26 protein-coding genes are annotated in these 24,881 nt (G+C 63.8%); 17 read left to right on the top strand and 9 right to left on the bottom strand.

Annotated elements, in window-relative coordinates:
* Positions 1–12 precede the first annotated feature (12 nt).
* Positions 13–1,851, bottom strand: a complete 1,839-nt coding sequence (aspS, locus tag DKB74_RS04540; RefSeq protein WP_109806863.1) for an aspartate--tRNA ligase — start codon at positions 1,849–1,851, stop codon at positions 13–15.
* 177 nt (positions 1,852–2,028) lie between these two features.
* Between aspS and rnd the strand changes: the two genes are divergently transcribed.
* Together rnd and DKB74_RS04530 are read left to right on the top strand one after the other, a co-directional pair.
* Positions 2,029–3,204, top strand: coding sequence for a ribonuclease D (gene rnd / locus DKB74_RS04535; RefSeq protein WP_109806862.1), 1,176 nt, complete (start codon positions 2,029–2,031; stop codon positions 3,202–3,204).
* Positions 3,201–3,494, top strand: coding sequence for an I78 family peptidase inhibitor (locus DKB74_RS04530; RefSeq protein ID WP_109806861.1), 294 nt, complete (start codon positions 3,201–3,203; stop codon positions 3,492–3,494). Before rnd ends, DKB74_RS04530 begins: the two co-directional genes overlap by 4 nt.
* Here the strand turns inward: DKB74_RS04530 and DKB74_RS04525 are convergent, their stop codons facing one another.
* From DKB74_RS04525 to DKB74_RS04510, 4 genes are read right to left on the bottom strand one after another with little or no spacing between them, the layout of a single operon-like run.
* Positions 3,495–4,994 (bottom strand): Ppx/GppA family phosphatase, encoded by a 1,500-nt coding sequence (locus DKB74_RS04525; RefSeq protein WP_109806860.1) that lies wholly within the window; start codon positions 4,992–4,994, stop codon positions 3,495–3,497. It lies immediately after the preceding gene.
* A gap of 2 nt (positions 4,995–4,996) precedes the next feature.
* Positions 4,997–7,180, bottom strand: a complete 2,184-nt coding sequence (locus tag DKB74_RS04520; RefSeq protein WP_109806859.1) for an RNA degradosome polyphosphate kinase — start codon at positions 7,178–7,180, stop codon at positions 4,997–4,999.
* Positions 7,177–7,812 (bottom strand): P-loop NTPase family protein, encoded by a 636-nt coding sequence (locus DKB74_RS04515; protein ID WP_109806858.1) that lies wholly within the window; start codon positions 7,810–7,812, stop codon positions 7,177–7,179. The genes DKB74_RS04520 and DKB74_RS04515 overlap by 4 nt, the downstream gene beginning before the upstream one ends.
* Entirely contained in the window at positions 7,809–9,059 is a 1,251-nt protein-coding gene (locus DKB74_RS04510) for a heavy-metal-associated domain-containing protein (protein ID WP_239987365.1), read from the bottom strand. The genes DKB74_RS04515 and DKB74_RS04510 overlap by 4 nt, the downstream gene beginning before the upstream one ends.
* A 64-nt stretch (positions 9,060–9,123) precedes the next feature.
* On the opposite strand from DKB74_RS04510, the gene purM reads away from it, so the two are divergent.
* The 8 genes from purM (at position 9,124) to DKB74_RS04470 (ending at position 15,782) form a co-directional block, all read left to right on the top strand.
* Entirely contained in the window at positions 9,124–10,230 is a 1,107-nt protein-coding gene (purM, locus tag DKB74_RS04505) for a phosphoribosylformylglycinamidine cyclo-ligase (protein WP_109806856.1), read from the top strand.
* A complete protein-coding gene (purN, locus tag DKB74_RS04500; RefSeq protein ID WP_109806855.1) occupies positions 10,223–10,798 on the top strand; it encodes a phosphoribosylglycinamide formyltransferase in 576 nt (191 codons plus the stop codon). The genes purM and purN overlap by 8 nt, the downstream gene beginning before the upstream one ends.
* A 179-nt stretch (positions 10,799–10,977) precedes the next feature.
* Positions 10,978–11,172, top strand: a complete 195-nt coding sequence (locus DKB74_RS04495) for a hypothetical protein (protein ID WP_109807125.1) — start codon at positions 10,978–10,980, stop codon at positions 11,170–11,172.
* Positions 11,173–11,214: 42 nt separating this feature from the next.
* Positions 11,215–11,910: an endonuclease/exonuclease/phosphatase family protein gene (locus DKB74_RS04490; RefSeq protein WP_109806854.1), complete on the top strand. Its 696-nt coding sequence runs from the start codon at positions 11,215–11,217 to the stop codon at positions 11,908–11,910.
* Entirely contained in the window at positions 11,910–14,216 is a 2,307-nt protein-coding gene (locus DKB74_RS04485; RefSeq protein WP_109806853.1) for a patatin-like protein, read from the top strand. Before DKB74_RS04490 ends, DKB74_RS04485 begins: the two co-directional genes overlap by 1 nt.
* Before the next feature lie 74 nt (positions 14,217–14,290).
* Complete coding sequence (locus tag DKB74_RS04480) at positions 14,291–14,653, top strand: LapA family protein (RefSeq protein WP_109806852.1); 363 nt, start codon at positions 14,291–14,293, stop codon at positions 14,651–14,653.
* On the top strand, positions 14,653–15,327 hold the full coding sequence (pyrF, locus tag DKB74_RS04475) for an orotidine-5'-phosphate decarboxylase (RefSeq protein ID WP_109806851.1): 675 nt from the start codon (positions 14,653–14,655) through the stop codon (positions 15,325–15,327). Before DKB74_RS04480 ends, pyrF begins: the two co-directional genes overlap by 1 nt.
* Positions 15,328–15,341: 14 nt before the next feature.
* Complete coding sequence (locus DKB74_RS04470) at positions 15,342–15,782, top strand: hypothetical protein (protein ID WP_109806850.1); 441 nt, start codon at positions 15,342–15,344, stop codon at positions 15,780–15,782.
* Positions 15,783–15,801: 19 nt separating this feature from the next.
* On the opposite strand, the gene DKB74_RS18685 is transcribed toward DKB74_RS04470, so the two are convergent.
* A complete protein-coding gene (locus DKB74_RS18685) occupies positions 15,802–15,945 on the bottom strand; it encodes a hypothetical protein (protein WP_154670828.1) in 144 nt (47 codons plus the stop codon).
* A gap of 154 nt (positions 15,946–16,099) precedes the next feature.
* Here DKB74_RS18685 and DKB74_RS04465 point away from each other — a divergent pair, with 154 nt between their 5' ends.
* The 7 genes from DKB74_RS04465 (at position 16,100) to DKB74_RS04435 (ending at position 21,815) form a co-directional block, all read left to right on the top strand.
* A complete protein-coding gene (locus tag DKB74_RS04465) occupies positions 16,100–16,738 on the top strand; it encodes a phosphoribosylanthranilate isomerase (protein WP_109806849.1) in 639 nt (212 codons plus the stop codon).
* A gap of 96 nt (positions 16,739–16,834) precedes the next feature.
* Complete coding sequence (trpB, locus tag DKB74_RS04460) at positions 16,835–18,079, top strand: tryptophan synthase subunit beta (RefSeq protein ID WP_109806848.1); 1,245 nt, start codon at positions 16,835–16,837, stop codon at positions 18,077–18,079.
* Entirely contained in the window at positions 18,076–18,261 is a 186-nt protein-coding gene (locus DKB74_RS04455; protein ID WP_109806847.1) for a hypothetical protein, read from the top strand. The genes trpB and DKB74_RS04455 overlap by 4 nt, the downstream gene beginning before the upstream one ends.
* Positions 18,258–19,055, top strand: coding sequence for a tryptophan synthase subunit alpha (trpA, locus tag DKB74_RS04450; protein ID WP_109806846.1), 798 nt, complete (start codon positions 18,258–18,260; stop codon positions 19,053–19,055). The genes DKB74_RS04455 and trpA overlap by 4 nt, the downstream gene beginning before the upstream one ends.
* Entirely contained in the window at positions 19,052–19,918 is an 867-nt protein-coding gene (gene accD, locus DKB74_RS04445; protein WP_109806845.1) for an acetyl-CoA carboxylase, carboxyltransferase subunit beta, read from the top strand. Before trpA ends, accD begins: the two co-directional genes overlap by 4 nt.
* Positions 19,919–19,951: 33 nt before the next feature.
* Positions 19,952–21,307: a bifunctional folylpolyglutamate synthase/dihydrofolate synthase gene (locus DKB74_RS04440; protein WP_193504356.1), complete on the top strand. Its 1,356-nt coding sequence runs from the start codon at positions 19,952–19,954 to the stop codon at positions 21,305–21,307.
* Positions 21,308–21,380: 73 nt separating this feature from the next.
* Positions 21,381–21,815, top strand: coding sequence for a DUF6628 family protein (locus tag DKB74_RS04435; protein ID WP_239987364.1), 435 nt, complete (start codon positions 21,381–21,383; stop codon positions 21,813–21,815).
* Here DKB74_RS04435 and DKB74_RS04430 read toward each other — a convergent pair.
* From DKB74_RS04430 to DKB74_RS04420, 3 genes are all read right to left on the bottom strand, one after another.
* Positions 21,798–22,559, bottom strand: a complete 762-nt coding sequence (locus tag DKB74_RS04430; protein ID WP_109806844.1) for a tetratricopeptide repeat protein — start codon at positions 22,557–22,559, stop codon at positions 21,798–21,800. The genes DKB74_RS04435 and DKB74_RS04430 overlap by 18 nt on opposite strands.
* 43 nt (positions 22,560–22,602) lie before the next feature.
* Entirely contained in the window at positions 22,603–24,021 is a 1,419-nt protein-coding gene (locus tag DKB74_RS04425; RefSeq protein WP_109807122.1) for an MFS transporter, read from the bottom strand.
* A gap of 412 nt (positions 24,022–24,433) precedes the next feature.
* Complete coding sequence (locus tag DKB74_RS04420) at positions 24,434–24,865, bottom strand: response regulator (protein WP_109807121.1); 432 nt, start codon at positions 24,863–24,865, stop codon at positions 24,434–24,436.
* Positions 24,866–24,881 lie beyond the last annotated feature (16 nt).

Below are 24,881 nucleotides of genomic sequence, written 5' to 3'. Positions count from 1 at the left end.
TGCCGACGCCGTTCAACCGGCGTCCGGCGACACGATTTCAGCGGCCTCCCGCTTCGCCTTTTCCGCCGCCACCGATGGCGCGAGCCGGATGTGCAGTTCCTTGAGCTGCTTTTCCGAAACCTCGCTCGGCGCGCCCATCATCAGGTCTTCGGCGCGCTGCGTCATCGGGAAGGCGATGACTTCGCGGATATTGGGTTCGTCGGCGAGCAGCATGACGATGCGGTCGACGCCCGGCGCCGAGCCACCATGCGGCGGCGCGCCGAATTTGAACGCATTGATCATGCCGGCAAAGTTCGTATCGACATCTTCCCGCGAATAGCCGGCAATTTCGAACGCCTTGTACATGATGTCCGGGCGATGGTTCCGGATCGCGCCCGAGCTCAGTTCCACGCCGTTGCAGACGATGTCGTACTGCCAGGCGAGGATATCGAGCGGGTCTTTGGTCTCCAGCGCGTCCATCTCGCCCTGCGGCATCGAGAAGGGGTTGTGGCTGAAATCGACCTTTTTGGCGTCCTCGTCATATTCGAACATCGGAAAGTCGACGATCCAGCAGAATTCGAACCGGCTTTGGTCGATCAGTTCCAGCTGCTCGGCAACGCGGGTGCGTGCCAGCCCAGCCAGCTTGGCCGCCTGCGCTTCCTTGCCTGCGGCAAAGAAGATGCCGTCATCGGGGCCAAGGCCGAGTTCTTCGGCAAGCTGGTCCATCTTTTCCGGAACATGGTTCTTGGCGATGGGCCCGCCCCATTCGCCGCCCTTGCGCGTGGCATAGCCAAGGCCGGGAAAGCCCTCGCCCTGTGCCCAGCTGTTCATGTCGTCAAAGAATTTGCGGCTCTTTTCCGCGGTGCCCGGTGCCGGGATCGCGCGGACGACATCGCCGCCCTCGACGATGCTGGCGAAACGGCCAAAGCCCGATCCGACAAAATGCGAAGACACGTCGGTGATCAGGATCGGATTGCGCAGGTCCGGCTTGTCATTGCCGTATTTGAGCATCGATTCCCTGTACGGAATGCGCTTGAACGGCAGCGCCGAAACGGTGCGGTTCAGCCCTTCCCAATTTGCGAATTCCTCAAACACGCCGTGCAGCACCGGTTCGATCGCGGCGAACACATCGTCCTGCGTGACATAGCTCATTTCGAAATCGAGCTGATAGAATTCGCCCGGGCTGCGGTCGGCGCGCGCGTCTTCGTCGCGGAAACACGGCGCGATCTGGAAATATTTGTCGAAGCCGGCGACCATCAGCAGCTGCTTGAACATCTGCGGCGCCTGCGGCAGCGCATAGAATTTGCCGGGATGGACGCGGCTGGGCACCAGATAGTCGCGCGCGCCCTCGGGGCTCGACGCGGTCAGGATCGGCGTCTGGAACTCGGTAAAGCCCTGATCGATCATCCGGCGGCGCAGCGACGAAATCACGTTCGAGCGCAGCAGGATATTCTTGTGCACTTTCTCGCGCCGCAGATCGAGATAGCGATAGCGCAGGCGGATATCCTCAGGATATTCCGAATCGCCGAACACCGGCATCGGCAGGTCCTGCGCCTGCGACTGGACCGTCGCCTCGCTCGCGCGGACTTCGATTTCGCCGGTCGGCAGGTTCGGATTGATCGCTTCCTTGTCGCGCGCGACCACCTTGCCGGTGATGGTGACGACCGATTCGCTGCGCAGCGACTCGATCACGGCAAAGGCCGGGCCGTCGACTTCGGTGACGATCTGCGTCAGGCCATAATGGTCGCGCAGGTCGATGAAGACGAGGTCGCCATGATCGCGTTTGCGATGAACCCAGCCCGAAACGCGGACTTCTTCACCGACATTGGCCGCGGTCAGCGCACCGCAATTGTGCGTACGATAGGGATGCATGGCTTCAAACTCTGTTTTTCGGTCGATGAGATCAGCCGCGATACCGCTTTCTTTCGCCGTAAGATAAGGCTCGGAATACGGGCAAAGGCCATATCGACGCTCGATTTGATACGAGCGGCGCGAATCCTCGTCGCATCGTCCTTTGTCAACCCGCGCATGTCGGTCTAAAGGGCCACGATGCATATTCATGGCCTTATCGAGGACTCTGCCGCCCTCGCCAATCTCTGCAACCGCCTCGCTCAAAAGCCTTTCGTGGCGGTCGACACCGAATTCATGCGGGAAAACAGCTATTGGCCCGAGTTATGTCTCATCCAGATTGCGGATGATGAGGAAGCCGCCGCCATCGATCCAAAGGCCGAGGGACTCGACCTTGGACCGCTGCTTGAGCTGCTGACCGAGAATCGCGACGTGCTGAAGGTATTCCATGCCGGCGGGCAGGATATCGAAATCGTCTACAACCTTACCGGCAAGACCCCCCACCCCATGTTCGACACCCAGGTGGCAGCGATGGCGCTAGGGCAAGGCGAACAGATCGGCTATTCGAATCTGGTCGACAGCTATCTGGGCATTGTCATCGACAAGGGCGCGCGCTTCACCGACTGGAGCCGCCGTCCGCTCGACAAGCGTCAGATCGACTATGCGATCGCCGATGTGACGCATCTGTCGATGATCTTTCCCAAGATGCTCGACAAGCTGGTCAAGACCGGGCGCGGCGCCTGGCTGGACGAGGAAATGGAACGGCTTTCCAACCCGGAAAACTACCATAATGATCCCGATGCGGCATGGCAGCGAGTCCGCATTCCCAGCCGCAAGGCCGATGTTCTCGGCCGTCTCAAGGCGCTGGCGCGCTGGCGCGAGATCGAGGCGCAGAACAAGGATCTGCCGCGCGGCCGCATCGTGAAAGACGAAACGCTGGCCGATCTGGCCGCCAATCCGCCGCGCAAACAGGCCGATCTGGGGCGCGTGCGCGGCCTTTCCGGCGCATGGTCGTCAAACGATATCGGCGGGCGGCTGCTGGCGGCACTTGCCGATGCGCAACCGCTTTCGGGCGACGAAATGCCCTCGCGCGATTCGCGCAAGCCGGCATTGGGCAAGGACGGCGCGCTGGTCGCCGATCTGCTCAAGCTGCTGCTCAAGATCCGCGCAAAGGAAATCAGCGTCGCCGCGCGCCTGCTCGCCCGTTCCGAAGAGCTTGAGGCGCTGGCTGCGGGGCAGCGGGAAAATCTGCCTATCCTCGAAGGCTGGCGCTATGAGCAGTTCGGCCGCGATGCGCTTGCCCTGGTCGAGGGTCAGCTTGGGTTCACGGTACGCAACGGTAAGCTCAAGATGACGCGTACCGAGGAAGTTGCATGAAACGAATGGTTTTGATTGCGCCGCTGATGCTGGGCGCCTGTACTCCCGATCTTCCCCCCGAACCCGCGCCGCCGCCTGCCGATGGCGGCTTGTGTCAGGCAGGTCCGGCGCAATCGCTGGTCGGCAAACCCTATAATGGCGGTACGGCGCGCGACGCGCAGCGGCTTTCGGGCGCACGCACGCTGCGGCCGATTCCGCCGGATACGATGGTCACGATGGATTTCCGGGGCGATCGGGTGAACGTCTATACCGACGAAAACGGCACGATCACCAAAATCACCTGCGGCTGATTATCGGCTGCATTCGGGTTCCAGCGCCATCGCCGACGCCAGCGTCTTGTGGCGGCGCTGAACCGCTTCGCCATAGAGCGCAGCGTCGACCGGTTCGAGGCGCAGGTGCAGGCGGCCCTTGGCAACTTCGATGCGCGAGCGTTCGAGCGGCCGCGCCACGCCGCCGCTCAGCCGCTGGCCCAGCCGGATCGCCAGACCCCATAGCTGCGCGCGTTCGAGCAGTTCGGTCGGGGCCAGCACCGTCAGCGCAGGCGGCGTCGTAAGCCCGCCGCCGAGCGACGTGAACAATGCCTGCGCCAATATCGCGCGCCCGGTCGCATCGATCGCCACCCAATTGCCGTGCAATGCCGCTTCCAGCCCGCGTTCGGCGCGGAATTCGGGATTGGCGCGCCAGCCGACATCGGCCAGCAGGCACGCGACATGGCGCAGGCGGCTGAGGTCGGACGGTTCGTCGGCGAACAGCGGCGCGATCCACCGGTCGAGCAAATCACCATGGCCGGGGAAGCGGCCCAGCCGGTCGCCTTCCTCCCGCGCGGCGGCGATCAACGGGTCTTCGCGCCGCGCCTCGGGCGAAAGCGTCGAAAAGAGCAGCCCTTCGCGTAATCCGAATGCCGATACCACCGTCCCGCTGCTGCCAAGATGCTTGAGCACCGAGGAAAGCAGCATCTGGGCATCGCCCAGCGTCGCGATACGCCCGCTCGAAAGCCCGGCGACCGATTTTAGCTTGCTCTTGGAAATATGGCTGACGGTGCGGCCCAGCCGAGTGATCTGCTCGGGCGACATCGCATATTGGTGCACCACGGGCAGCGGGAATTTGGACAGATGCATGTCGAGCCGCGCAACTGCGCGCCACGAGCCGCCGACAAGATAGAAAGGCAGGCCTTCGCCCCGCCCCTTCCAGCCGGCCTCGCGCAACAGGCGCGCGACCTTGCGGTCGAGCGCGCCATGCCCTTTTTCCCGGATCGCACCAATCCGCAGCACGCCCAGCGGAAACGACACCCGATCGGTAACGGCGCCGGCGACCACGCGCACCAGTTCCAGGCTGCCGCCGCCCAGATCGCCGACAATCCCGTCGGCATCGGGAATGCCCGACAGCACGCCCATGCCCGAAGCCATCGCTTCCTCGAGCCCCGACAATATTTCGACGTCGAGCCCGACTGCTTCGGCGGCGGCGATGATCTCATGCCCATTGCTCGCATCGCGCACTGCGGCGGTGGCAACGGTGCGAAGGCTGGAAACCTCCATCTCGCGCGCGAGCCCGGCAAAGCGCGCCAGCGCGGCGCGCGCCATCGCCAGCGAGGATTCTTCGATAGCGCCCGTTTCGGCGAGCGATTTGCCGAGGCCCGCCATCACCTTTTCGTTGAACAGCGTCGCGGGCAGTCGCGCGGGGCCGTCATACACGACCAGACGAATCGAATTGGAGCCGATGTCGATGATCGCGCGCCGGGTATCGGTCAGCGCCGGATCGAGGCGCGGCTTGCGGAATAACAAGGTCGCCACGCTCAATGTCCCCGTGCCGGTGTGCGGCGACGGCGGATGGTGAGCTTGGGAACGGCATCGCCCCCCGCCTCCAGCGCAGCGCCGCGCCCGGAAAGCGACGGATTGGTCATGAAATAACGGTGGAGGTTGAACGGTCGCGCGCCATCGGGATGGATGCGCTCGTAACTTCCGTCAGGATGCAGTTCCCAGCTTTGTTCGTTGTCGAGCAGATTGGCGACCATCACCTGATCGAGAATCTGGTCGTGCACGGTATTGTTGAGGATCGGCAGCATATATTCGACTCGCCGGTCGAGATTGCGCGGCATCCAGTCGGCGGAGGAAATGAAGACCCTGGCGCCGTCATTGGGCAGTGCCTTGCCGTTGCCGAACGCCCAGATGCGGCTGTGTTCCAGAAAACGCCCGACAATCGATTTGACGCGAATATTGTCCGAAAGACCCTCGACCCCGGGACGCAGGCAGCAAATGCCACGCACGATCAGGTCGATCTGCACTCCGGCATCGCTCGCTTCATACAGCTTGTCGATCAGCGCCGGATCGACCAGCGAATTCATCTTTGCCCAGATGTTTCCCGGCCGACCGGCATGCGCATGGGCGATTTCCTCGTCGATCAGTTCCATCAGTCGCGCGCGCAGATTGCGCGGGCTGATGTCGATCAGCTCCAGCGCCTGCGGTTCGACATAGCCGGTGACATAGTTGAAGATCTGCGCGGCATCGCGACCGATCCGCGCATCCGCAGTGAAGAAGCTGAGATCGGTATAGATACGCGCCGTGATCGGGTGATAATTGCCCGTCCCGAAATGGCAGTAGCTGCGATAGCCATCGCCTTCGCGCCGCACGACCACCGAAATCTTGGCGTGGGTTTTCCAGTCGATGAAGCCGTACACCACCTGCACGCCTGCGCGTTCGAGCGCTGCAGCCCAGAGCAGATTCTGCTCCTCGTCGAAACGCGCCTTCAGCTCGACCACGGCGGTTACCGATTTGCCCGCCTCGGCGGCGGCGATCAGGGCGTTGATGACCGCGGACTGCTTGCCCGCGCGGTACAGCGTCTGCTTGATCGCGACGACATCGGGATCCTGCGCGGCCTGTCGCAGAAAGGCGAGCACGACGTCGAATGTCTCATAGGGGTGATGGACGACGATATCCTTGGCGCGGATCGCGGCGAAGCAATCGCCGCCATATTCGCGCACCCGCTCGGGGAAGCGCGGGCTGTAGGGGGGGAATTTAAGGTCCGGCCTGTCCTCTTCCACCAGCGCGGAAAGGTCGCTGATGCCCAGGAAGCTCCCCTTTTCGGTCAGGATCGCGTCGCTGCCGCCCAGCTCTTCCTTGAGCGTCGCTTCGAGCGCGGGAGAGATGCTGCTTTCCATCTCGAGCCGGATCACGCGCCCGCGCCGCCGGCGTTTGATCGCGCTGCGAAAATAGAGAACGAGATCCTCGGCCTCTTCCTCGATTTCGATATCGCTGTCGCGCAGCACGCGGAAAACCGCCGATTCCTTCACATCATAGCCCGGGAACAGCAGCTTGGAAAAATGGATGAGCAGCGTTTCGACCATGACATAGCGCGCTGCATCGCCCGGCAGGCGGATGAAACGCGACATGGTTGTCGGCAACAGCACCAGTTCGCGGATCGGCTCGCGGTCGGATCGCCGGACGAGATCGAAAATGACGCTCGATCCCCGGTTGGGAATGAACGGAAAGGGATGTGCCGGATCGAGTGCCTGCGGCGTCAGGATCGGAAAAATCTGATCGCGGAAATGGCGTTCGAGCCATTCGGCTTCTTCGCCGGCAATGTCTTGGGCCTCGAGCACCGTGATGCCCGCTTCGGCCAGTTCGGGGCGCAGATTCTTCCAAGCGGCCTGCTGGTTGGCGACCAGCTCATTGCCTTCGGCGATGATCGCGACCAGCTGCTGCCCTGGCGTGAGGCCGTCGGCCGAACGCTGCTCGACTTCCTGAAGCTGTTGCCCCTTGAGCCCGGCGACGCGCACCATGAAGAATTCGTCGAGGTTCGATCCCGAGATCGACAGGAAGCGCAGCCGTTCGAGCAGCGGATGCGCCGGGTTCGACGCTTCCTCCATCACCCGCCCATTGAACGCAAGCCATGAAAGCTCGCGATTGAAATAACGGCTTTCGGTACGATCGACCGCAAAGGGATCGTCATTTTCGAATCGGAGGCTGGCAGGTCGGTTCATGGGGTCTCGCTGAAAGCTTCCGGTTCCGATTTGGGCAACAGCCCGGCATTTTCCAATGTGCCTTTCGCCGCCCGGATCGACAAGCGCGCCGTGCCGCGTGACGCAGCATCGTCCTCCAATGTGTCAGCTATGCGAACGAGCGCAACATAACTGCGTTCCACCCGGGCCACGAGCCAGGGAATCAGGTCCGGCGCAGGCACCAGTAGGCGGCGATCGAAAAAGCGCCCGAGCAATTGCCCCATCAGCATGTCGTCGGGCGGATCGATCGTCAGTACCGGGGTGGCCATCATCCGCGAACGCAGGTCCGGCAGGCGGATCGACCATGAGGGCGGCGGCGCATCGGCAACGATCAGCAAGGGATGGCGGCGTGCCTGCGCATCGTTCCAGGCGTGAAAAATGTCCGCTTCGGCAACGCGCTCGGCGTCGTCGATCATCGTGCCGTCGGTCTTGGCCGTAAAGATGCGCGCGAGCAGGCTGCGGCCCGACTTGCGCGGCCCGACGAGCAGCGCGGCCATCACCGGCCACGCTCCCCAGCGATCGAGTTGCTGGACGGCGCGGGCATTGGCATCGCTCACCAGAAACTCCGCGTCGCGCGGCTCGGGCAATCCGAGCGGCAGGCGCAGTTGCGTCATTCCTGGCCTGCAGGTTCCGTCGATGCTGGGCGCGGCGGCGCTGCCGAAGGCTTGCTGATCCGCAGGACGCCCGGCCCCTGCTGCACGCTCCAGCCGCGTCCTTCGAGCTGGGCGCGCAGCGATCCGATGCTGCCGTCATAGGTGACGCGCATTACCGAAACGCCACCGAGCGCGGTGCTGCTGGTCGTAACCGAGCGCACGCCCGGTATCCCTCGGAGCGCGCCTTCAGACGTAAGGAAGGCCGACGCATCCGGAGTATCAACCTGAACCGACAAGCTAGTGGCGGTGTCGGCGGGCGTCGTCGGTTGCACCGACGGCGTCGTGTCTACGGCAGTTTGTTCGGGCGCTTCTTCCTCGACCTGCGGTGTCGGCGGATGGAAGGAAAGCAGCTGGTCGGTCTTGAGCAGCCCCGATGTCAGCGCGTCCTGATAGACCTTGTCGATCCGCTGAACGCCCGCGTCGAGCAGCGCATCGAGCGAATCGCTGTTGTTCACGCGAAGCGCGAATCGCGCCAGCGGCAACCGGTCCGGGCCGTGGCTGGCGGTAAAGATGCCGGTAATCGGCCCGCCCGGATATTCGCGGCGCAGTTCGACTTCGGCGATCAGCACGTCGGCGGCGCCATAGCTGTCGAGCACTTCGCGCCACCAGCCGCGGCCGCGCCGGAATGTCTGCCCGGCGTTCATCAACAGCGAATCGGGGCCGGTGCCTTGCGGACGAACATAATCGATCGCGCTGTTGCCCGAACGGAACCGCGCCCAGGCGTCCTGCCAGGCATTGGTGCGTTCGAACATGCGCCCTGCCCCGCCCGACCATTCGAGCGGCAGCAACAGCATCGGCGGGGAGCGCGTCACATGCGCCGAAACGCCCAGCAACGCGCCAGCCTTGTTGCGATCGAACAACACGCCAAGCCGCGCGATATAGCGATTCGGCCCGACATTTTCCTGTTCGATGATGATGCCGGTAACGATCGAATCGAGCGTCGAATCGGAAAGCGTTGCGCCCTTGCGTCCCGCAAGCCGTTGCGCCAGCTGCGCCCAGCCCTTGCGCGTCGCCAAACGCCATCCGGCCTGTCGCGCGCTTTCGGCATCGTCGGCGCGCACATCGACTTCGACTCCGCCGACTTCGAAACTGCCCGAGCTGTCGAAGCCGTTGTTGCGCGTTCCCTGCGCCACGACCATGCCCGCCACGCCCAGCAGGGCCAGCGACAAGGCGGCGACGAACATGCGAAAATGACGACGTTGGATCATGTTGGCGCCCTTTTGGCGAAGCGGGCGTGGAAATCCAAGCGCGATATCGCTAGGCGCGATTGCCATGAACGATCCGGAACGGGGCGATGGCCCTTATACCTATGCCGATGCGGGCGTCTCGATCGCTGCCGGCAATGCTCTTGTCCGCGCGATTGCGCCGCTCGCGCGCAGCACGCGCCGCCCCGGCGCGGACGCCGATCTTGGCGGCTTTGGCGGCCTGTTCGACCTGAAGGCGGCGGGGTTCACCGATCCTTTGCTGGTCGCGGCGAATGACGGCGTCGGCACCAAGCTCAAGCTCGCAATCGAACATGACCGCCATGATGGCGTCGGGATCGATCTGGTCGCGATGTGCGCCAATGATCTGATCGTGCAGGGCGCCGAACCGCTCTTCTTCCTCGATTATTATGCCAGCGGACGACTCGAGAGCGGTATTGCCGAGCGAGTCATCGCCGGTATCGCCGAAGGGTGCCGTCAGGCCGGCTGTGCGCTGATCGGCGGCGAAACGGCGGAAATGCCGGGCATGTATGCCGATGGCGACTATGATCTCGCCGGTTTCTGCGTCGGTGCGGTCGAGCGCGACCGGTTGCTCGACGGGACCCAGGTTCGGGCCGGCGACGTGATTCTGGGGCTTGCGTCCAATGGCGTGCATTCGAACGGCTATTCGCTCGTTCGCCGGCTTGCCGCCGACAAGGGGTGGAAGCTCGACCGCCCTGCGCTGTTCGACCAGGAACGATTGCTGATCGACGCGCTGATGGCACCGACTCGCATTTATGTGCGCAGCCTGCTGCCGCTGCTCGCCGAAGGGCGCGTCCATGGGCTTGCGCACATCACCGGGGGCGGGCTGCTGGAAAATATCCCGCGCGTGCTGCCCAAGGGGTGCCATGCGATGGTCGAGGCCGATCGCTGGGAACAGCCGCGGCTGATGGCCTTTCTTCAGGGGCAGGGAAATATCGAGCCGGAAGAAATGGCGCGCACCTTCAATTGCGGGATCGGCATGGCCGTTCTGGTTGCGCCGGACGCGGCCGATGCGGTTGTGGCGGCGTTGGAAGCTGCGGGCGAGACAGTCCACAGGATCGGGCACGTCATAGCCGGCGAGCGCGGATGCACCGTTTCGGGCAGCGCCGAAAGCTGGAGCGCGCGTGCGCCCTGGACCGCGACGCACCATGGCTAAAAGCCGCGTCGGCATCCTCATCTCCGGTCGTGGATCGAACATGGCGAGTCTGGTCGAAGCGTCGCGTGCGCCCGACAGTGGTTATGATGTCGTGCTCGTCGCCAGCGACAAGCACGAGGCCCCGGGTCTTGCATGGGCGGCGGAACAAGGCGTTCCGACATTCGCGATGTCGCCGCGCGGCATTCCCAAACCCGAATATGAAGCCGCGATCGACGCCGCGCTGCGCGACGCCGGCGTCGAAGCGATCGCGCTTGCCGGATATATGCGGCTGTTATCGGACGATTTCGTCGCGAAATGGCGCGGACGCATCCTCAACATTCACCCGTCATTGCTGCCCAAATATAAGGGGCTCGACACCCATGCGCGTGCCATCGCTGCGGGAGACGCCATGGCGGGCTGCTCGGTCCATGTCGTTACCGAAGAGCTCGATGGCGGCGAAGTGCTGGGTCAGGCGCAAGTGCCGATCCTGCCCGGCGATACTGCGGAAACGCTTGGTGCCCGGGTGATCGTGGAAGAGCATAAGCTCTATCCTCGCATGCTCGACCAATGGCTGTCGATGCGGCGCTGAGCTTCGCGCTGCAACGGTCCGTCCCGTTCGCGACAGGAAATAACAGCAAATTGCAACGCAACCGCAGCTGACTCGTTTGGGGTCTATAAGCGATGCGACAGACGAATTTCGTGTGGTCGATAGCGATGGGCAGACCAGCGAGAGCGTCCCGGCCGCGACAAAAAAGAAGGAGCGCGACGGTGCAACCGGAAGCACATGATAAACTGCGTCACGACGCCGGAGTGGCGAGTGCCGAGCGGGGCAAGGTCCTGCTAGACGGCCCGAACGGCGTTGCCGTAACCATGACGCCGCAAGCCGCTGTTGAGACGGGCGAAAGCCTGATCGCTGCGGCAAAACTGGCAGCCGGACAATCAATTGACGATTCGAACGCGTAACGGCTCTTGCCCCCAAAGGTCCAAGCCCGCGATAAGGGCGCAATGATCAAGGTCGCCAGTTACAATATGCGCAAGGCGATCGGCACCGACCGTCGGCGCCGACCCGAACGCACGCTGCACGTATTGTCGGAAGTCGGTGCGGACATCGTGGCGCTGCAGGAAGCCGATCGCCGTTTCGGCGCGCGAAACGCAGTCATCACCCCGCATCTTCTGGACGAGCATAGCCCGTGGAAAGCCGTGCCGTTCGAAGTGCGCGCCAACAGCATGGGATGGCACGGCAACGCGTTGCTGGTCCCCAAGGATGCGCAAATCGTCGATTTCGAGCTTATCCACCTGCCGGCGCTCGAACCGCGCGGCGCGGTGATGGCCGATATACGCGTGCGCGGGACGATGATCCGTGTCGTCGGCATGCACCTTGATCTTTCGGGGCTGTGGCGACGGCGTCAGGCGCATGCGATCATGGCGCATATCGCCGCCAGCACGACGCAATATCCGACCGTGCTGATGGGCGACCTCAATGAATGGAGCGCGGCTTCCGGGTGTCTGCGCGATTTCGGGCGGGAATTTCGCTATGCCGATACCGGCGCCAGCTATCACGCGCGGCGACCGGTCGGGCGGCTCGACCGCATCATGGTCTCGCATGACCTGCGCGTTTCGGACAGCGGGGTGCATCGCAGCGCAGCGGCGGTAACCGCGTCCGACCATCTGCCCGTCTGGGCGACGCTCGACAGCCGCTGATGACCGTTACGCGTGACAAGGAGCTGCGGCTCGCGCTCGTCTGCTATGGGGGCATCAGCCTTGCCGTCTATATGCACGGCATCACCAAGGAGATCTGGCGGCTCGCCCGCGCGAGCCAGGCCGCGCGCGATGGCGATAGCCCGGCGAGCGGCAGCCAGGGCGCCTATCGCGCGCTGCTGGATGAAATACACGAAGCCACCGGCATCAAGCTGCGCGTGCTGGTGGATATCCTGTCGGGTGCGAGTGCCGGCGGGATCAACGCGATCTATCTGGCACAAGCAATATCGCGCGGCCAGTCGCTCGATCCGCTGACGGAATTGTGGCTGAAGAACGCCGATGTGCTGGCGCTGCTCGATCCCAAACAGGCGCCATCGCACCGGCTTGCCAAATTCTGGGCGCTGCCGATCGCATGGATGGCGATGGGGCGTGGCAAGAGCATCGAGCAGACAGTGGAGCCGGGCGCGCAGGAGGAAGTGCGCACCAAGCTGGAGCATTTCGTCCGGTCGCGATGGTTCGAGCCGCCCTTTGGCGGGCGTCGCCTGCTGGAAATGCTGTTCGATGCGTTCGAAGCGATGGAGAACGGCCCGACCGGCAAGCGGCTGCTGCCCGATGGGCAACCGCTCGACCTGTTCGTTACCGTGACCGATTTTCGCGGACATCCCGAACGGTTGCGCCTCAATTCACCGCCCGAAGTGATCGAAAACGAGCATCGGCTGGTCTTCGGATTTTCCGACCATGGCACCGCCGAAAATCGGCTGGGCGATTCGATCGAGCTTGCCTTCTCCGCCCGCGCCACATCGAGTTTCCCCGGCGCCTTTCCGCCCGCCAAGGTGAACGAAGTCGATGAGATGGTGGTCGACCTTGGGTTGGCCTGGCCCGGTCGCGACCGTTTCCTGGAACATGTGCTGCCGCGCCAATGGGCGGATCATGCGGCGGAAAAGGCCGTGCTGATCGACGGTTCGGTGCTGGCCAATGCGCCGTTCGGCCCGGCGATCGATGCGCTGCGCGAACGCCCGGCGCGCCGCCAGGTCGACCGGCGTTTCGTCTATATCGATCCCACGCCCAATACCCGGTTCGATTTCTATGGCGATTCGCGTGAAAATCCGGGATTTTTCCAGACGATCATGGGCGCGCTTTCCGAATTGCCCCGCGAACAGCCGATCCGCGACAATCTGGAGGCCGTTGCCGAGCGGTCCGACCGGATCGAACGGATGCTGGCGATCGTCGCGGAAATTCGCGCCGAAGTCGAAACTCAGGTCGAGGCGCTGTTCGGCTATACGCTGTTTCTGGATTATCCGACGCCCAAGCGGCTTTCGGCATGGCGCAGCCGGTCGCAGGTCGCCGCCGCGTCACGCGCGGGATATGGCCACACTGCCTATGGCCTGCTCAAGATCGACGGCGCGGTCGATCGCATGGCCAGCCTGTTGCACACGGTCGGCGACCATCAAGGCGGCGACCGGCTGCGCGAGATCCGCACCGCGCTGATGCGCTCGGTGCAGTCGCGCGGACAGAGCCGGTTCGGCGCGGGACAATCGAACGGCGCAAGTCCGGCAACTCTCGAATTTTTGCGCGAACATGATCTCGGGTTTCGCATCCGGCGGCTGCGCCTGCTCGCGCGGCGCCTCACCGAACTCGACACCGAATATCAGCGCGCCGAACTCTCACCGATGCGCACCGCCATTTACGATTCGCTGGCCGGCTATCTGGAATGCCGTCGCGCGGATCATTTTTCCCGGCTTCGGGAATCGGTCCGGCGTCTTGGCGCGGGCGGAGACGCGGGCGCGCTGATCGACGACATGGCCAGGATCATGGATCTGAAGCGGCTCGATGCCGAAACCGATGCCCGGCTGTCGGAAGGGTTCAGCGCCTTGTCGCGAGAGGCGCGCCGCCCGATCCTGCTCGAATATCTGGGTTTCCCCTTTTTCGACATCGCCACGCTGCCGATGCTCCATGGCGAGAATATGAACGAATACGACCCGATCCGCGTCGACCGGATTGCGCCGGAGGATGCCGGATCGATCCGCAAGGGCGGCGCGGAGGCAACGCTGAAAGGTATTCAGTTCAACAGCTTCGGCGCGTTCTTCAGCCGGTCGTACCGCGAGAATGACTATCTGTGGGGCCGGTTGCATGGTGCCGAACGGATGATCGACATCGTCCTTTCCACCCTGCCCGCCACCAGCGGCCTGCCGCACGAACGCGTGGCGCAGATCAAGCGCAGGGTGTTCCTCGCCATACTCGATGAGGAAGAGCCGCGCCTGACAGCCATTCCCAGCCTTTTTGCCGAACTGCGCGCCGAAATCGGCTGACACTGGCAAAGCGCCGCGACCCGGCATAGAAGACCGCTAAGAAATCGGGCCGTTTTGCCGAGGGAAGGAGAAGCATGCGCTTCCTCAAGATATTGTTCTGGCTGCTGCTCGGAGGCCTGGTCGCGGCGTTCGTGATCTACAATGGCGACGAGCGGATCGCGCTGCACCTGTGGGGCGGACTGATCGCGGATTTCAGCCTGCCCTTCCTGCTGATCCTTACCTTCCTGCTTGGCTTTCTGCCGATGCTGCTTGCCTATCACGCGCTGCGCTGGCGGTTGCGGCAGCGGCTGGCGGGGCTCGAACGCGCGATCGCCGATTTGCGCGCGGTCAATGCGGCACCGCCGCCACCGGCTGAAACGCCGGATCCGCAACCTGTGGCGCCTGCCGGCGAATTGCCGCTGGCGCCCGTTGAATCCAGTCCGCCCGAGGAGAAATAATGCGCTCGCCCCTGTTCGTTGCTCTCGATACTCCCGATCTGGAACGCGCCAAGACCATCGCCCAGCGCGTGCATGCGCATGTCGGCGGGATAAAGCTGGGGCTTGAGTTCTTCATGGCGAACGGCGCGCATGGCGTGCATGAAATGGCGAAGCTCGACCTGCCGATCTTCCTCGACCTGAAACTGCACGATATTCCCAATACCGTGGCAAAGGCGATCCAGGCGCTGCGCCCGCTGGAGCCTGCCATTCTCACCGTTCATGCCGCCGGTGGGCGCGCGATGATGGAGGATGCGAAGGCCGCTGCGCCTACCGGGACCAGGGTGGTGGCGGTGACCATGTTGACCAGCCTCGATTCGAACGACCTTCAATCGATCGGCCTCGCTCCCGATCCGCATGAACAGGTTGTCCGCCTTACCGAACTCGCGCGTGAAGCCGGGCTCGACGGGATCGTCTGCTCGGGCGCCGAAGTCAAAGCCGCGCACAGGACATGGCCGCAGGGATTTTTCGTCGTTCCCGGCGTGCGTCCGGCGAATGGCCATGCCGGCGATCAGAAGCGCGTGGTCACGCCGCGACAGGCGCTCGACGGCGGCGCATCGATCCTGGTGGTCGGGCGGCCGATCACGCAGGCATCCGATCCCGATGTCGCGGCACGGGAAATCGAAGCCACCCTCTGAGAAACGGGGAGTCCATGCGCCGATTTTGCATCGCGGCGATCTGTGCCGCAGCCTGGATCATTCCTGTCGCGCATGCGCAGGATGGTTCGTCCCCGCCTTTGGTTGTGACCGGCCGATGCGAAACCAACGCTCCGCTGGCGGGAATATTGCGCAATCGCGACTCCGCCCGCGATGTCGCGGTGCCCGAATGCAATCGTGCGGTGATTGAGCGCGGCAACCGCGTCACCTTTTTCCGGGGCGATCGTCAGCTTTTGGTATTTCGCGGCCATCCCGGGGAGGAGACCGACATCACCATAGATGCAGTCACCATCGGAGACGGCGAAGCGTTTGAGGCGACGAAGGGGCGTTGTCGCTTATACGGCACGCCCGAAAACGGCCTCTTGATCGTCTGTTTCGCAGTCTATCGGAAACATGGCGCCAATTACGGTGCGGTCGCGATGTTCGAGGCCGATTAGCCCGTCCGGCGCCCGCGCATCAGGCGACGAGCGTATCGACCACTTCGGTGATCGCGCTGCCGACACCATAGCCGGTGGCAACGATGACAAGGCCGACGGCAAGGAACACCAGTGCCATTCCCGTGCTGTTGCGACGCTCGATAAAGCTTTCCAGCTGTTCCATAAGCCCCTCTGACCGTTCGATTTGTCGCGGGTGTAAACGCCGCTGAGCAAATATGGTTGCCAGCCGCGACCTTTCTTCACGCTGAACATGGATCGCAGGCGTAACAAAGCCTGCACTTCTGCTTGTACGCCGCGGGGCCTATAGGCGCTGTTCCATGCGAGTCTCGGTAAAGATATGCGGCGTATCGACGCCCGAAGCGATTGACGCGGCGATTGCCGGCGGCGCCAGCCATGTCGGCTTCGTCTTCTTCCCTCCCTCGCCCAGGAATGTCGGTTTCGAGCAGGTCGCTGCCCTTGCCGCCCGCGTGCCGGGGCATGTGCAAAAGGTCGGTGTCTTCGTCGATCCCGATGACGGATTGATCGACGCCGCGATCAAGGCGTCGGGGATCGACATTCTCCAATTGCACAAAACCGAATTTGCGCGCGTGGCCGCGCTCGGTTCTCGCGGCTATTCGGTATGGCCCTCTATCTCGGTTCGCCGCGCGTCCGATCTCGATTCGGCAAATCGCTATGCCGGCATCCCGGTCGATCATGTTCTCTATGATGCCAAAACGCCGGATGACGCGCTGTTGCCCGGCGGAATGGGATTGCGATTCGATTGGGCCATGCTCCGGGGACGTCGTCACCCGGTTCCCTGGATCCTGGCGGGCGGGTTGACTCCGGAAAATGTCGTTCCCGCCATTCAACTAACCGGCGCGCGCATGGTCGATGTCTCGTCGGGCGTGGAAAGCGCGCCGGGCGTCAAGGATGTGGACAAGATCGCGGCCTTCTGCAAAGCCGTGGCGCAATGTTGACGCTGACCGCCTGCACGGCCCGCCACGAGACGCGATGGCGCTGATCGCTTTTCCATCGAAGCGACCCCATCTCTCTGTCTCTATCCGGAACCCAGCATGACCGAAGCCAGCACCCTGCCCAACTCCCTGCGATCCTATCCCGACGCGCGCGGCCATTTCGGCCAGTTTGGCGGGCGTTTCGTCGCCGAAACGCTGATGCCGCTGATCCTCGATCTTGAGCGTGAATATCGCGCGGCGAAAGCCGATCCGGCGTTTCAGGCGGAATTCGACGATCTGCTCGAACATTTCGTCGGTCGCCCCAGTCCGCTTTACTATGCCGAGCGGCTGACCGAGCATCTGCGCGCGCAGGCGCCAGCGGGGAAAGGTCCCAAAATCTATTTCAAGCGCGAAGAGCTCAATCACACCGGCGCGCACAAGATCAACAATTGCATCGGCCAGATCCTGCTCGCCCGCCGCATGGGCAAGACGCGGATCATCGCCGAAACCGGCGCGGGCCAGCACGGCGTCGCGACCGCGACGGTGGCGGCGCGCTTCGGCCTGCCCTGCACCATTTTCATGGGTGCGACCGATGTCGAGCGGCAAAAGCCCAACGTCTTCCGCATGAAACTGCTGGGCGCCGAAGTGCAACCGGTGACCAGCGGCGCCCAGACGCTGAAGGATGCAATGAACGAGGCGCTGCGCGACTGGGTCGCGAACGTCCACGACACCTTTTACATCATCGGCACTGCCGCAGGGCCCCACCCCTATCCCGAACTGGTCCGCGATTTTCAGAGCGTGATCGGCAAGGAAGCGCGCGAACAGATATTGAAGCGCGAGGGGCGCCTGCCCGACCTGCTGGTCGCGGCGGTTGGCGGCGGATCGAATGCGATCGGGCTGTTCCACCCGTTCCTCGACGATCCCGACGTAAAGATGCTCGGTATCGAAGCGGCGGGCCATGGCATTGAAACGGGCAAGCACGCCGCCAGCCTGATGGGTGGCAGCCCCGGCATCCTCCACGGCAACCGCACCTATCTGCTCCAGGACGAAGACGGCCAGATTACCGAGGCGCACAGCATCTCGGCGGGGCTCGACTATCCCGGCATCGGCCCCGAACATAGCTGGCTCCACGAAAGCGGCCGCGTCGACTATGTGCCGATCACTGACACACAGGCGCTTGAGGCGTTCCAGCTCTGCTGCAAGCTCGAGGGGATCATCCCCGCGCTCGAAAGCTCGCATGCACTGGCCGCTTTGCCCGACAAGTGCATGGAAATGAACGAGGATCAGATTGTCGTGGTCAATCTGTCGGGCCGCGGCGACAAGGATATCTTCACCGTCGCCGAGGCCTTGGGAGTGGAGATATGAGTTTGTCACCACTCCGTGGGCTGGTCTTCTTTCTGATCGGCTTGCCCGTCGGGTTCATTCTTTCGGCACTGGCTTTTGTGGTGATGGGCCGTGATACTGTCGCGCCTGACCTCGCACCCTATGCGGTCGCTATCGCGGCCTTTGGCGGTATCGTAGCCGCTATCTGGAATCCGAAGAAATGACTCGTCTCTCCGTCGCTTTTTCGTCCGGTCGCGCCGCGCTTGTCACCTTCGTCACCGCCGGCGATCCCACGCCGGACGCCACCGGCGCGATCCTCGACGCGCTTGTCGCGGGGGGCGCGGATGTGATCGAACTCGGCATGCCGTTCACCGACCCGATGGCCGACGGCCCCGCCATTCAGGCCGCGAATTTGCGCAGTCTGGCCGCGGGCACGAAAACCAGGGACGTGCTCGCGATCGCGGCTTCCTTCCGCCAGCGCCATCCCGATTTCCCGCTCGTCCTGATGGGCTATGCCAACACGATGACGCGGCCCACGCCCGGCGAATTTGCGGCCAAAGCAGCAGAAGCCGGCGTCGATGGCGTGATCATCGTCGATATCCCGCCCGAGGAAACCGACGAAGTCGAAGCGTTCCGCAACGCGGGAATCGACGTGATCCGCCTCGCCACGCCGACGACCGATGCCGCGCGGCTGCCCGCGGTCCTGAACGGCGCATCGGGCTTTCTCTATTATGTCTCGGTCGCCGGGATCACCGGGATGCAGCAGGCCGCGCAGACCACGATCGAAGAAGCGGTCGCGAAGCTCAAGGCCGCGACGGACTTGCCCGTTGCCGTCGGTTTCGGCATTCGCACGCCGCAACAGGCCGCCGATGTCGCGAAAACTGCCGACGGGGTTGTCGTCGGCTCGGCGATCGTCGATCTGGTCGCCGAACATGGCGCGGATGCCGCAGAGCCGGTCCGTGCCTATATCGAATCGCTCAAGTCGGCCATGATGGCCGCGCGAAAGGAAACCGTATGAGCACCAGCCCGACCTGGCTCGGCCGCGTCCGCAACGCGCTCGCCTATGTCACCAAGCGCGAGACGCCCGACAATCTCTGGCACAAGTGCAAGGGATGCGGGACGATGGTGTTCACCAAGGAACTGGAGGAAAACCTCCATGTCTGCCCGCATTGCGAGCATCATGACCGGATCGGGCCGAAGGAACGCTTCGCGATGCTGTTCGATTCGGGCGACTATTCGCTGCTCGCCATGCCGCAGGTGGCGGAGGACCCGCTCAAATTCCGCGACTCCAAACGCTATGTCGACCGGCTGAAGGCGGCGCGCGCCAGTACCGAGGAACAGGACGCCCTGATCAATGCCAAGGGCTTCATCCTGGGCAACCCGGCCGTCGTCGGGGTTCAGGATTTCGCGTTCATGGGCGGATCGATGGGCCTGGCGGTCGGCGAAGCGTTCGTCGCGGGTTGCGAAGCCGCGATCGCGGCGCGCTGCCCCTATATCATCTTCGCCGCGTCGGGCGGCGCGCGCATGCAGGAAGGCATTTTGAGCCTGATGCAGATGCCGCGCAGCACCGTGGCGATCCAGATGCTGCACGATGCCGGACTGCCCTATATCGTCGTCCTCACCGATCCGACCTCGGGCGGCGTCATGGCGGCCTATGCGATGCTGGGCGATGTCCAGATCGCCGAGCCGCGCGCGACGCTGGCCTTCACCGGTCGCCGGGTGATCGAAAATACGATCCGCGAAAAGCTGCCCGACGATTTCCAGACGAGCGAATATTATCGCGATCACGGGCTGGTCGACATGGTCGTCCATCGCAAGGATCTGCGCGATACGCTGGGCCAGCTGATCGACTTGCTTGGCGCGCAAAAGGCGGCTGCCTGACGCGCCAGCCGCTCGCACATTGCGGGGCATTTCGTGCCGGATCACGCGACATCCTCCGATCCTGACGTGCAGCGCCAGCTCGACCGGCTGATGGCGCTGTCCCCCGGTGCGGACGTGCTGGGGCTTGGTCGCATCACCGAATTGCTCGACAGGCTCGGCAACCCGCAGGAGCGGCTGCCGCCGGTGTTCCATGTCGCCGGCACCAATGGCAAGGGATCGACCTGTGCCTTCCTGCGCGCCGCGCTGGAGGCGGAAGGCTACCGCGTCCATGTCTATTCGAGCCCGCATCTGGTTCGTTTCAACGAGCGGATTCGCATCGCGGGCAAGCTGATCGAGGACGCCGCGCTTGCCGCACTGCTCGACGAAGCGCTCGATGCCGCGACACGCGGCGGCAATATCGGGGCGAGCTTTTTCGAAGTGACGACTGCCGCCGCGCTGCTCGCCTTCGCACGCACGCCTGCCGATGCCTGCGTGATCGAAGTGGGGCTTGGCGGACGGCTTGACGCCACCAATGTCATTCCCCGCCCCGCCGCCACGGGAATCGCGCAGCTGGGCGTCGATCACGAAGCGTTTCTGGGCACGTCTCCGGAGGGAATCGCGGCCGAGAAAGCAGGTATCGCACGGGCGGGCGTTCCGATGGTGACGATGCAGTACCCCCCGTCCGTCGCAGCGCGCGTCGCCGAAGTGACTGAGGCTGCGGGGGCGCAATTGCATGCCGAAGGAAGCGACTGGCGCTATCGCGTCGCCGACGAACATATCCTGTATTCCGACGCAAAGGGGCAACTGCGGCTCCCCCTGCCCATGCTTGCCGGGCCGCATCAGCCAGGCAATCTGGCGCTCGCCGTCGCGATGCTGCGGCATCAACAGGCTGTGCCGGTACACGATGACGCGCTTGCAGTGGCCAGCGCGCGTGCTCGCTGGCCAGCGCGGATGCAGCGGCTCGGCGCGGGTCCGCTGACCGCAATGCTGCCCGATGACGTTCCGCTCTGGCTGGATGGCGGGCACAATGCCGCCGCGGGTCAGGCGATTGCCGATGCGATCGGCGGCATCGCCGCCACGCCTTCGGGGCATCGCCGCCCGATCCAGCTGATCCTCGGCATGCTCGCGAACAAGGATATGGCGGGACTGCTCGATCCGCTGGCGCCGCTCGCCGACGGCCTGATCGCCGTGCCAGTGCCGGGCCATGCCCATCATGCCCCCGCCGAGCTTTCCCGCGCCGCCCATGCCGCGGGAATTTCGTTCACGGCAACCGCGCCGGACGTGACGAACGCAGTGCGGATCGCAAGCAGTCGCTGCGATCCGCATGGGATCCCACCGGTCGTTCTGATCCTCGGCTCGCTCTATCTTGCGGGCACCGTCCTCACCGCGAACGCGGAATTGCCCGACTGATTATTATTGCGATTGACTTGCAATAGCGTGTTAGCGACACTTCTCTCCCAACAGCGCGAGAGGAGACAGATTCGTGAACCACGCCGCTACCAAGACACTCGCCGACGCGCTCCCGGTGATGCAACCCGACGATCCCGGCGCGCGCCTGCTCCTCTTCGGCGTACGGCAAATGGGCGCGAACGGTCTGAACGATGCCTGCGCCGCACACGCTTTCGTCATGGCGTTCGGCAAGGATTTCCGCCGTCCGCTGCTATTGCTGCGCGCGCTGATGCAGGAAATGTCGGTCGCATCGTCCCGCCCGATCCAGATCGCGCCCTGGTGCTGCCCGCGGATGACGGCTGCGGAAGGTGCCGTGCTCGCCATACTCGGCAAGGTACGGCTTAACCGCGCCGCCGCCGGGCTGTTGCTCGACGATCTGCTCGGCACGCGTGGCGTCGACGGCGTGCTGGCGACTGCCCATGCGCTGTCCGAAAGCTTCGCCGATCTCGCGCTACCGCTGGAGCCCTGACGCGCGCAATTTGCGCAGCTCGTCCATCGCCCAGCGGTACATGCCGGCATCGGCGGCGCGTTGTCGGCGGTCCAGCCGCTTCATCCGGCTCTCGACTTCCTCGAGCACGGCCAGGGCTTCACCGTCATGGCCAAGCCGGATCAGCAGCGCCGCATAGCGGCAGCGCGCTTCTTCACCGGGATAGCGCGTGGCGACATCGGCGTAGAGCGGCAGCGCCTCTTCTTCGCGGCCCATATCCTCCAGGATACGGGCGCGCAGCAACATGCGCTGGTCGCGATCGCTCTGGATCGTCGCGGGTTCGAGCGCGTCGAGTTCGTCCAACGCCGCCTGGGTCTTGCCGGCTTCGAACAACGCTTTTGCGAGCCGCGCCTGGATAGCGGCATCGCCGCCGGCGCTGCGCGACAGCGCCTCCCGGTAAAGCGGGACCGCTTCGTCCCAGCGGTCCAGCCCGGCCAGTGCATCGGCGACGCGAACCCGGTTCGCGACAGTGTCGGCAAGGTCGAGCTGATCGCGCGCCTCGCGCAATTCGCGCTGCGGGTCGAACGTCTGGACCGCGCGGGCCCGCGCCGCACGAACATGGCGATTGGCGCCGCTTCCCGGCAGAATTTCGACCAGAAAATAGACAATCGCACTGACCAGCGGAAGAAAGATCAGCGCGAGCACCCACAGGCCGTTGCGCCCATTGCGGATCACATGGACGATGCAGAATATCTGCACCAGCAACGTCGCGATATAGATCGCCATTATGCGGGTTCGACCGCTGCGTCGGAAGACCGGGGTATCGCTATTACTCCTGTTCGCCTTCCACACCCGCGCTGCCGATCGAACGGTCGACCAGCCCGGTGTGAATCATCCACCAGAAGATCAGCACGCCGGGAATCGCAATGAAGAAAGTGAACAGATAGAAGTTCACATATCCGATCGCTTCGATCATCGCGCCGGCCGTGGTGCCCGAAATGAAGCGGCCGACAATGCTCGCCGCTGCCGAGATCAGGGCATATTGCGCAGCGGTGTACCGCAGATCGGTCAGGGCCGAGAAATAGGCCACCACTACCACGCCGCCGAACCCGCTGGCGAAATTCTCGAACGCCATCGCGCCGGCCATGCCCAGGTTCGAATGGCCCAGCGCGGCCAGCCCCGCAAAGCTGATGTTCGATACCGCCATCAGCACCAGACTGAGCAGCACCGAATGCTTCATCCCCATGCGCGCATACAGAAAGCCACCGGCAAAGATGCCGATCAGATAGGCAAGAAAGCCCACACCAACGTCGTAAAAGGCAATCTCGTCGTTGGTGAATCCCAGGTCATCGAAGAGCAACCGTACGGTTAGCTGACTCAGCGTGTCGCCGATCTTGTGGACCAGAATGAAGATCAGCACGAGGACCGCGCCCTGGCGCATGAAGAATTGCGCGAATGGTCCCCATACCGATTTGGCCACTTCGGCGACGCCACGCCGCGCGATCGTCACCTTGCGGCGGGGCGGCTCGCCCACGATCAGGCCGGTGAACACCGCCGGCAGCGCCAGCATCGCGCAGGCGATATAGGCCAGTTCCCATCCGCCGCGTGCCGCGACGACCAGTGCGATGGCGCCTGCGCCCGCGCTGCCGATCCGCCAGCCATATTGCGACATGCCCGATCCCACGCCCAGCTGGCGTGGTTCGAGGATTTCGATGCGATAGGCGTCGATCACGATGTCGAAAGTCGAGCCCGCGATCCCCACCAGCACTGCCGAAAGCGCCATATAGGCGATGTCTGCCGACGGATCGCACAGCGCGAGATTGATCACGGCGGCAATCACGAACGCGCCGGACACGATCAGCCACGAAACGCGCTGACCGAGGTGGCCGAGCAGCGGGATGCGCACCCCGTCGACAATCCACGCCCACATCCATTTGAGATTGTAGACGAGAAACGCCAGCGCGAAGGCGGTGACCGTCGATTTGGTGATCCCATCCTGCGCCAGTCGCGTGGTAAGCGTCGCGCCGATCATCGCGTAGGGAAACCCCGATGAGATACCGAGCGCCAGCGCCGCCAGCGGCCCGGTTTCGAAATAGGGCGCGACTCCTTGCGGCAGTCCTTCACGCCAGCGGGCGGGTGCGGCCCGCTTGGCGGCGAAAAATGCAGCTATGAACGCGACCGATGCGAGCAACAGGCCGGATGCGGGATGCACGATAGCCTCTCGCAACGGCCCCGGCCCTGCGAACATGGTGTAGAGCACTGCGATCGCAACAACGCAGCCGCCCACCACCGTGCCCGCCAGCAACATGCTTGCCCCACCGATCGCGCGGCCGAACAGCCCAAAACCGATCGTCACGACCACGATCGCCAGGCCGAGAATAAAGGTCATCGAAGGGGCGAGCAGCGCGGCATCCTCGCCGCGCGCGGCTGTGCCGGTAATGAGGTCAATCCCGCGCGCCGTAACAGTCGCGCCGTCAAGTGTAATCGTCAGCCAAGGCAGCGCCAGCAGCAGCAAAACCGCCGCCAGCGCAATCAGCGCACCGCCATAATATCTCGACTTGTGCTGCGCGTCAGCCTGCATGCGTGGCTCCCCTTCCCCGATCCGGCGCAGACCCTAACGCCAAATGCCGCGAAGCAAAGCGCAGATTGGGGCAAGCCTGTCAGGCCGCGCGGTCGAACAGGCTGAAACGCGGCGGCAGGCGGCGGGGCTTTTCGCCCAGGACCATCGCCTCGATCGCTTCGATGGCGAGCAACAGATCGCGCTGCTGATAGGGTTTGGCGAGGAAGCCCGAAGCGAGCGCTTCGGCTTCGCCCGGGAAATGACCAGTGACGAACAGCACCGGAATGTCACGCGCCATCGCTTCGCGCGCGACGTCGAGACCGCTGCCATCGGCAAGATTCACATCGACCAGCACGAGGTGCAGCACATCTTCAGTCGCGATCACGCGTACGGCATGCGCGACCGAATCCACCGTCGCGACCACTTCGAATCCCTCGTCGCCCAGATAATGTTCGGTGTCGAATGCGATCAGCGGTTCGTCCTCGACCACCAGCAGCCGCGCGAGGTGACGCTTCTTCTTTCCGAACAACATTTTATGCAGCACCACC

This window comes from Stakelama portus (assembly GCF_003171655.1).
GTDB lineage: Bacteria > Pseudomonadota > Alphaproteobacteria > Sphingomonadales > Sphingomonadaceae > Sphingomonas > Sphingomonas portus.
The sequence above is the reverse complement of the archived record's forward strand: the minus strand, read 5'-3'. Positions and strand labels throughout refer to the sequence as shown.

What these genes read in the sequence shown, in the direction of transcription:
- aspS (WP_109806863.1), bottom strand. Translation starts at nt 1,851, where the DNA reads ATGCATCCCTATCGTACGCACAATTGCGGTGCGCTGACCGCGGCCAAT.
- DKB74_RS18685 (WP_154670828.1), bottom strand. Translation starts at nt 15,945, where the DNA reads ATGGAACAGCTGGAAAGCTTTATCGAGCGTCGCAACAGCACGGGAATG.
- DKB74_RS04430 (WP_109806844.1), bottom strand. Translation starts at nt 22,559, where the DNA reads ATGGCGATCTATATCGCGACGTTGCTGGTGCAGATATTCTGCATCGTC.
- trpB (WP_109806848.1), top strand. Translation starts at nt 16,835, where the DNA reads ATGACCGAAGCCAGCACCCTGCCCAACTCCCTGCGATCCTATCCCGAC.
- DKB74_RS04455 (WP_109806847.1), top strand. Translation starts at nt 18,076, where the DNA reads ATGAGTTTGTCACCACTCCGTGGGCTGGTCTTCTTTCTGATCGGCTTG.
- DKB74_RS04490 (WP_109806854.1), top strand. Translation starts at nt 11,215, where the DNA reads ATGATCAAGGTCGCCAGTTACAATATGCGCAAGGCGATCGGCACCGAC.
- DKB74_RS04515 (WP_109806858.1), bottom strand. Translation starts at nt 7,812, where the DNA reads ATGACGCAACTGCGCCTGCCGCTCGGATTGCCCGAGCCGCGCGACGCG.
- accD (WP_109806845.1), top strand. Translation starts at nt 19,052, where the DNA reads ATGAGCACCAGCCCGACCTGGCTCGGCCGCGTCCGCAACGCGCTCGCC.
- DKB74_RS04420 (WP_109807121.1), bottom strand. Translation starts at nt 24,865, where the DNA reads ATGTTGTTCGGAAAGAAGAAGCGTCACCTCGCGCGGCTGCTGGTGGTC.
- DKB74_RS04485 (WP_109806853.1), top strand. Translation starts at nt 11,910, where the DNA reads ATGACCGTTACGCGTGACAAGGAGCTGCGGCTCGCGCTCGTCTGCTAT.
- rnd (WP_109806862.1), top strand. Translation starts at nt 2,029, where the DNA reads ATGCATATTCATGGCCTTATCGAGGACTCTGCCGCCCTCGCCAATCTC.
- DKB74_RS04510 (WP_239987365.1), bottom strand. Translation starts at nt 9,059, where the DNA reads ATGATCCAACGTCGTCATTTTCGCATGTTCGTCGCCGCCTTGTCGCTG.
- pyrF (WP_109806851.1), top strand. Translation starts at nt 14,653, where the DNA reads ATGCGCTCGCCCCTGTTCGTTGCTCTCGATACTCCCGATCTGGAACGC.
- DKB74_RS04470 (WP_109806850.1), top strand. Translation starts at nt 15,342, where the DNA reads ATGCGCCGATTTTGCATCGCGGCGATCTGTGCCGCAGCCTGGATCATT.
- DKB74_RS04480 (WP_109806852.1), top strand. Translation starts at nt 14,291, where the DNA reads ATGCGCTTCCTCAAGATATTGTTCTGGCTGCTGCTCGGAGGCCTGGTC.
- purN (WP_109806855.1), top strand. Translation starts at nt 10,223, where the DNA reads ATGGCTAAAAGCCGCGTCGGCATCCTCATCTCCGGTCGTGGATCGAAC.
- DKB74_RS04465 (WP_109806849.1), top strand. Translation starts at nt 16,100, where the DNA reads ATGCGAGTCTCGGTAAAGATATGCGGCGTATCGACGCCCGAAGCGATT.
- DKB74_RS04520 (WP_109806859.1), bottom strand. Translation starts at nt 7,180, where the DNA reads ATGAACCGACCTGCCAGCCTCCGATTCGAAAATGACGATCCCTTTGCG.
- trpA (WP_109806846.1), top strand. Translation starts at nt 18,258, where the DNA reads ATGACTCGTCTCTCCGTCGCTTTTTCGTCCGGTCGCGCCGCGCTTGTC.
- purM (WP_109806856.1), top strand. Translation starts at nt 9,124, where the DNA reads ATGAACGATCCGGAACGGGGCGATGGCCCTTATACCTATGCCGATGCG.
- DKB74_RS04425 (WP_109807122.1), bottom strand. Translation starts at nt 24,021, where the DNA reads ATGTTCGCAGGGCCGGGGCCGTTGCGAGAGGCTATCGTGCATCCCGCA.
- DKB74_RS04530 (WP_109806861.1), top strand. Translation starts at nt 3,201, where the DNA reads ATGAAACGAATGGTTTTGATTGCGCCGCTGATGCTGGGCGCCTGTACT.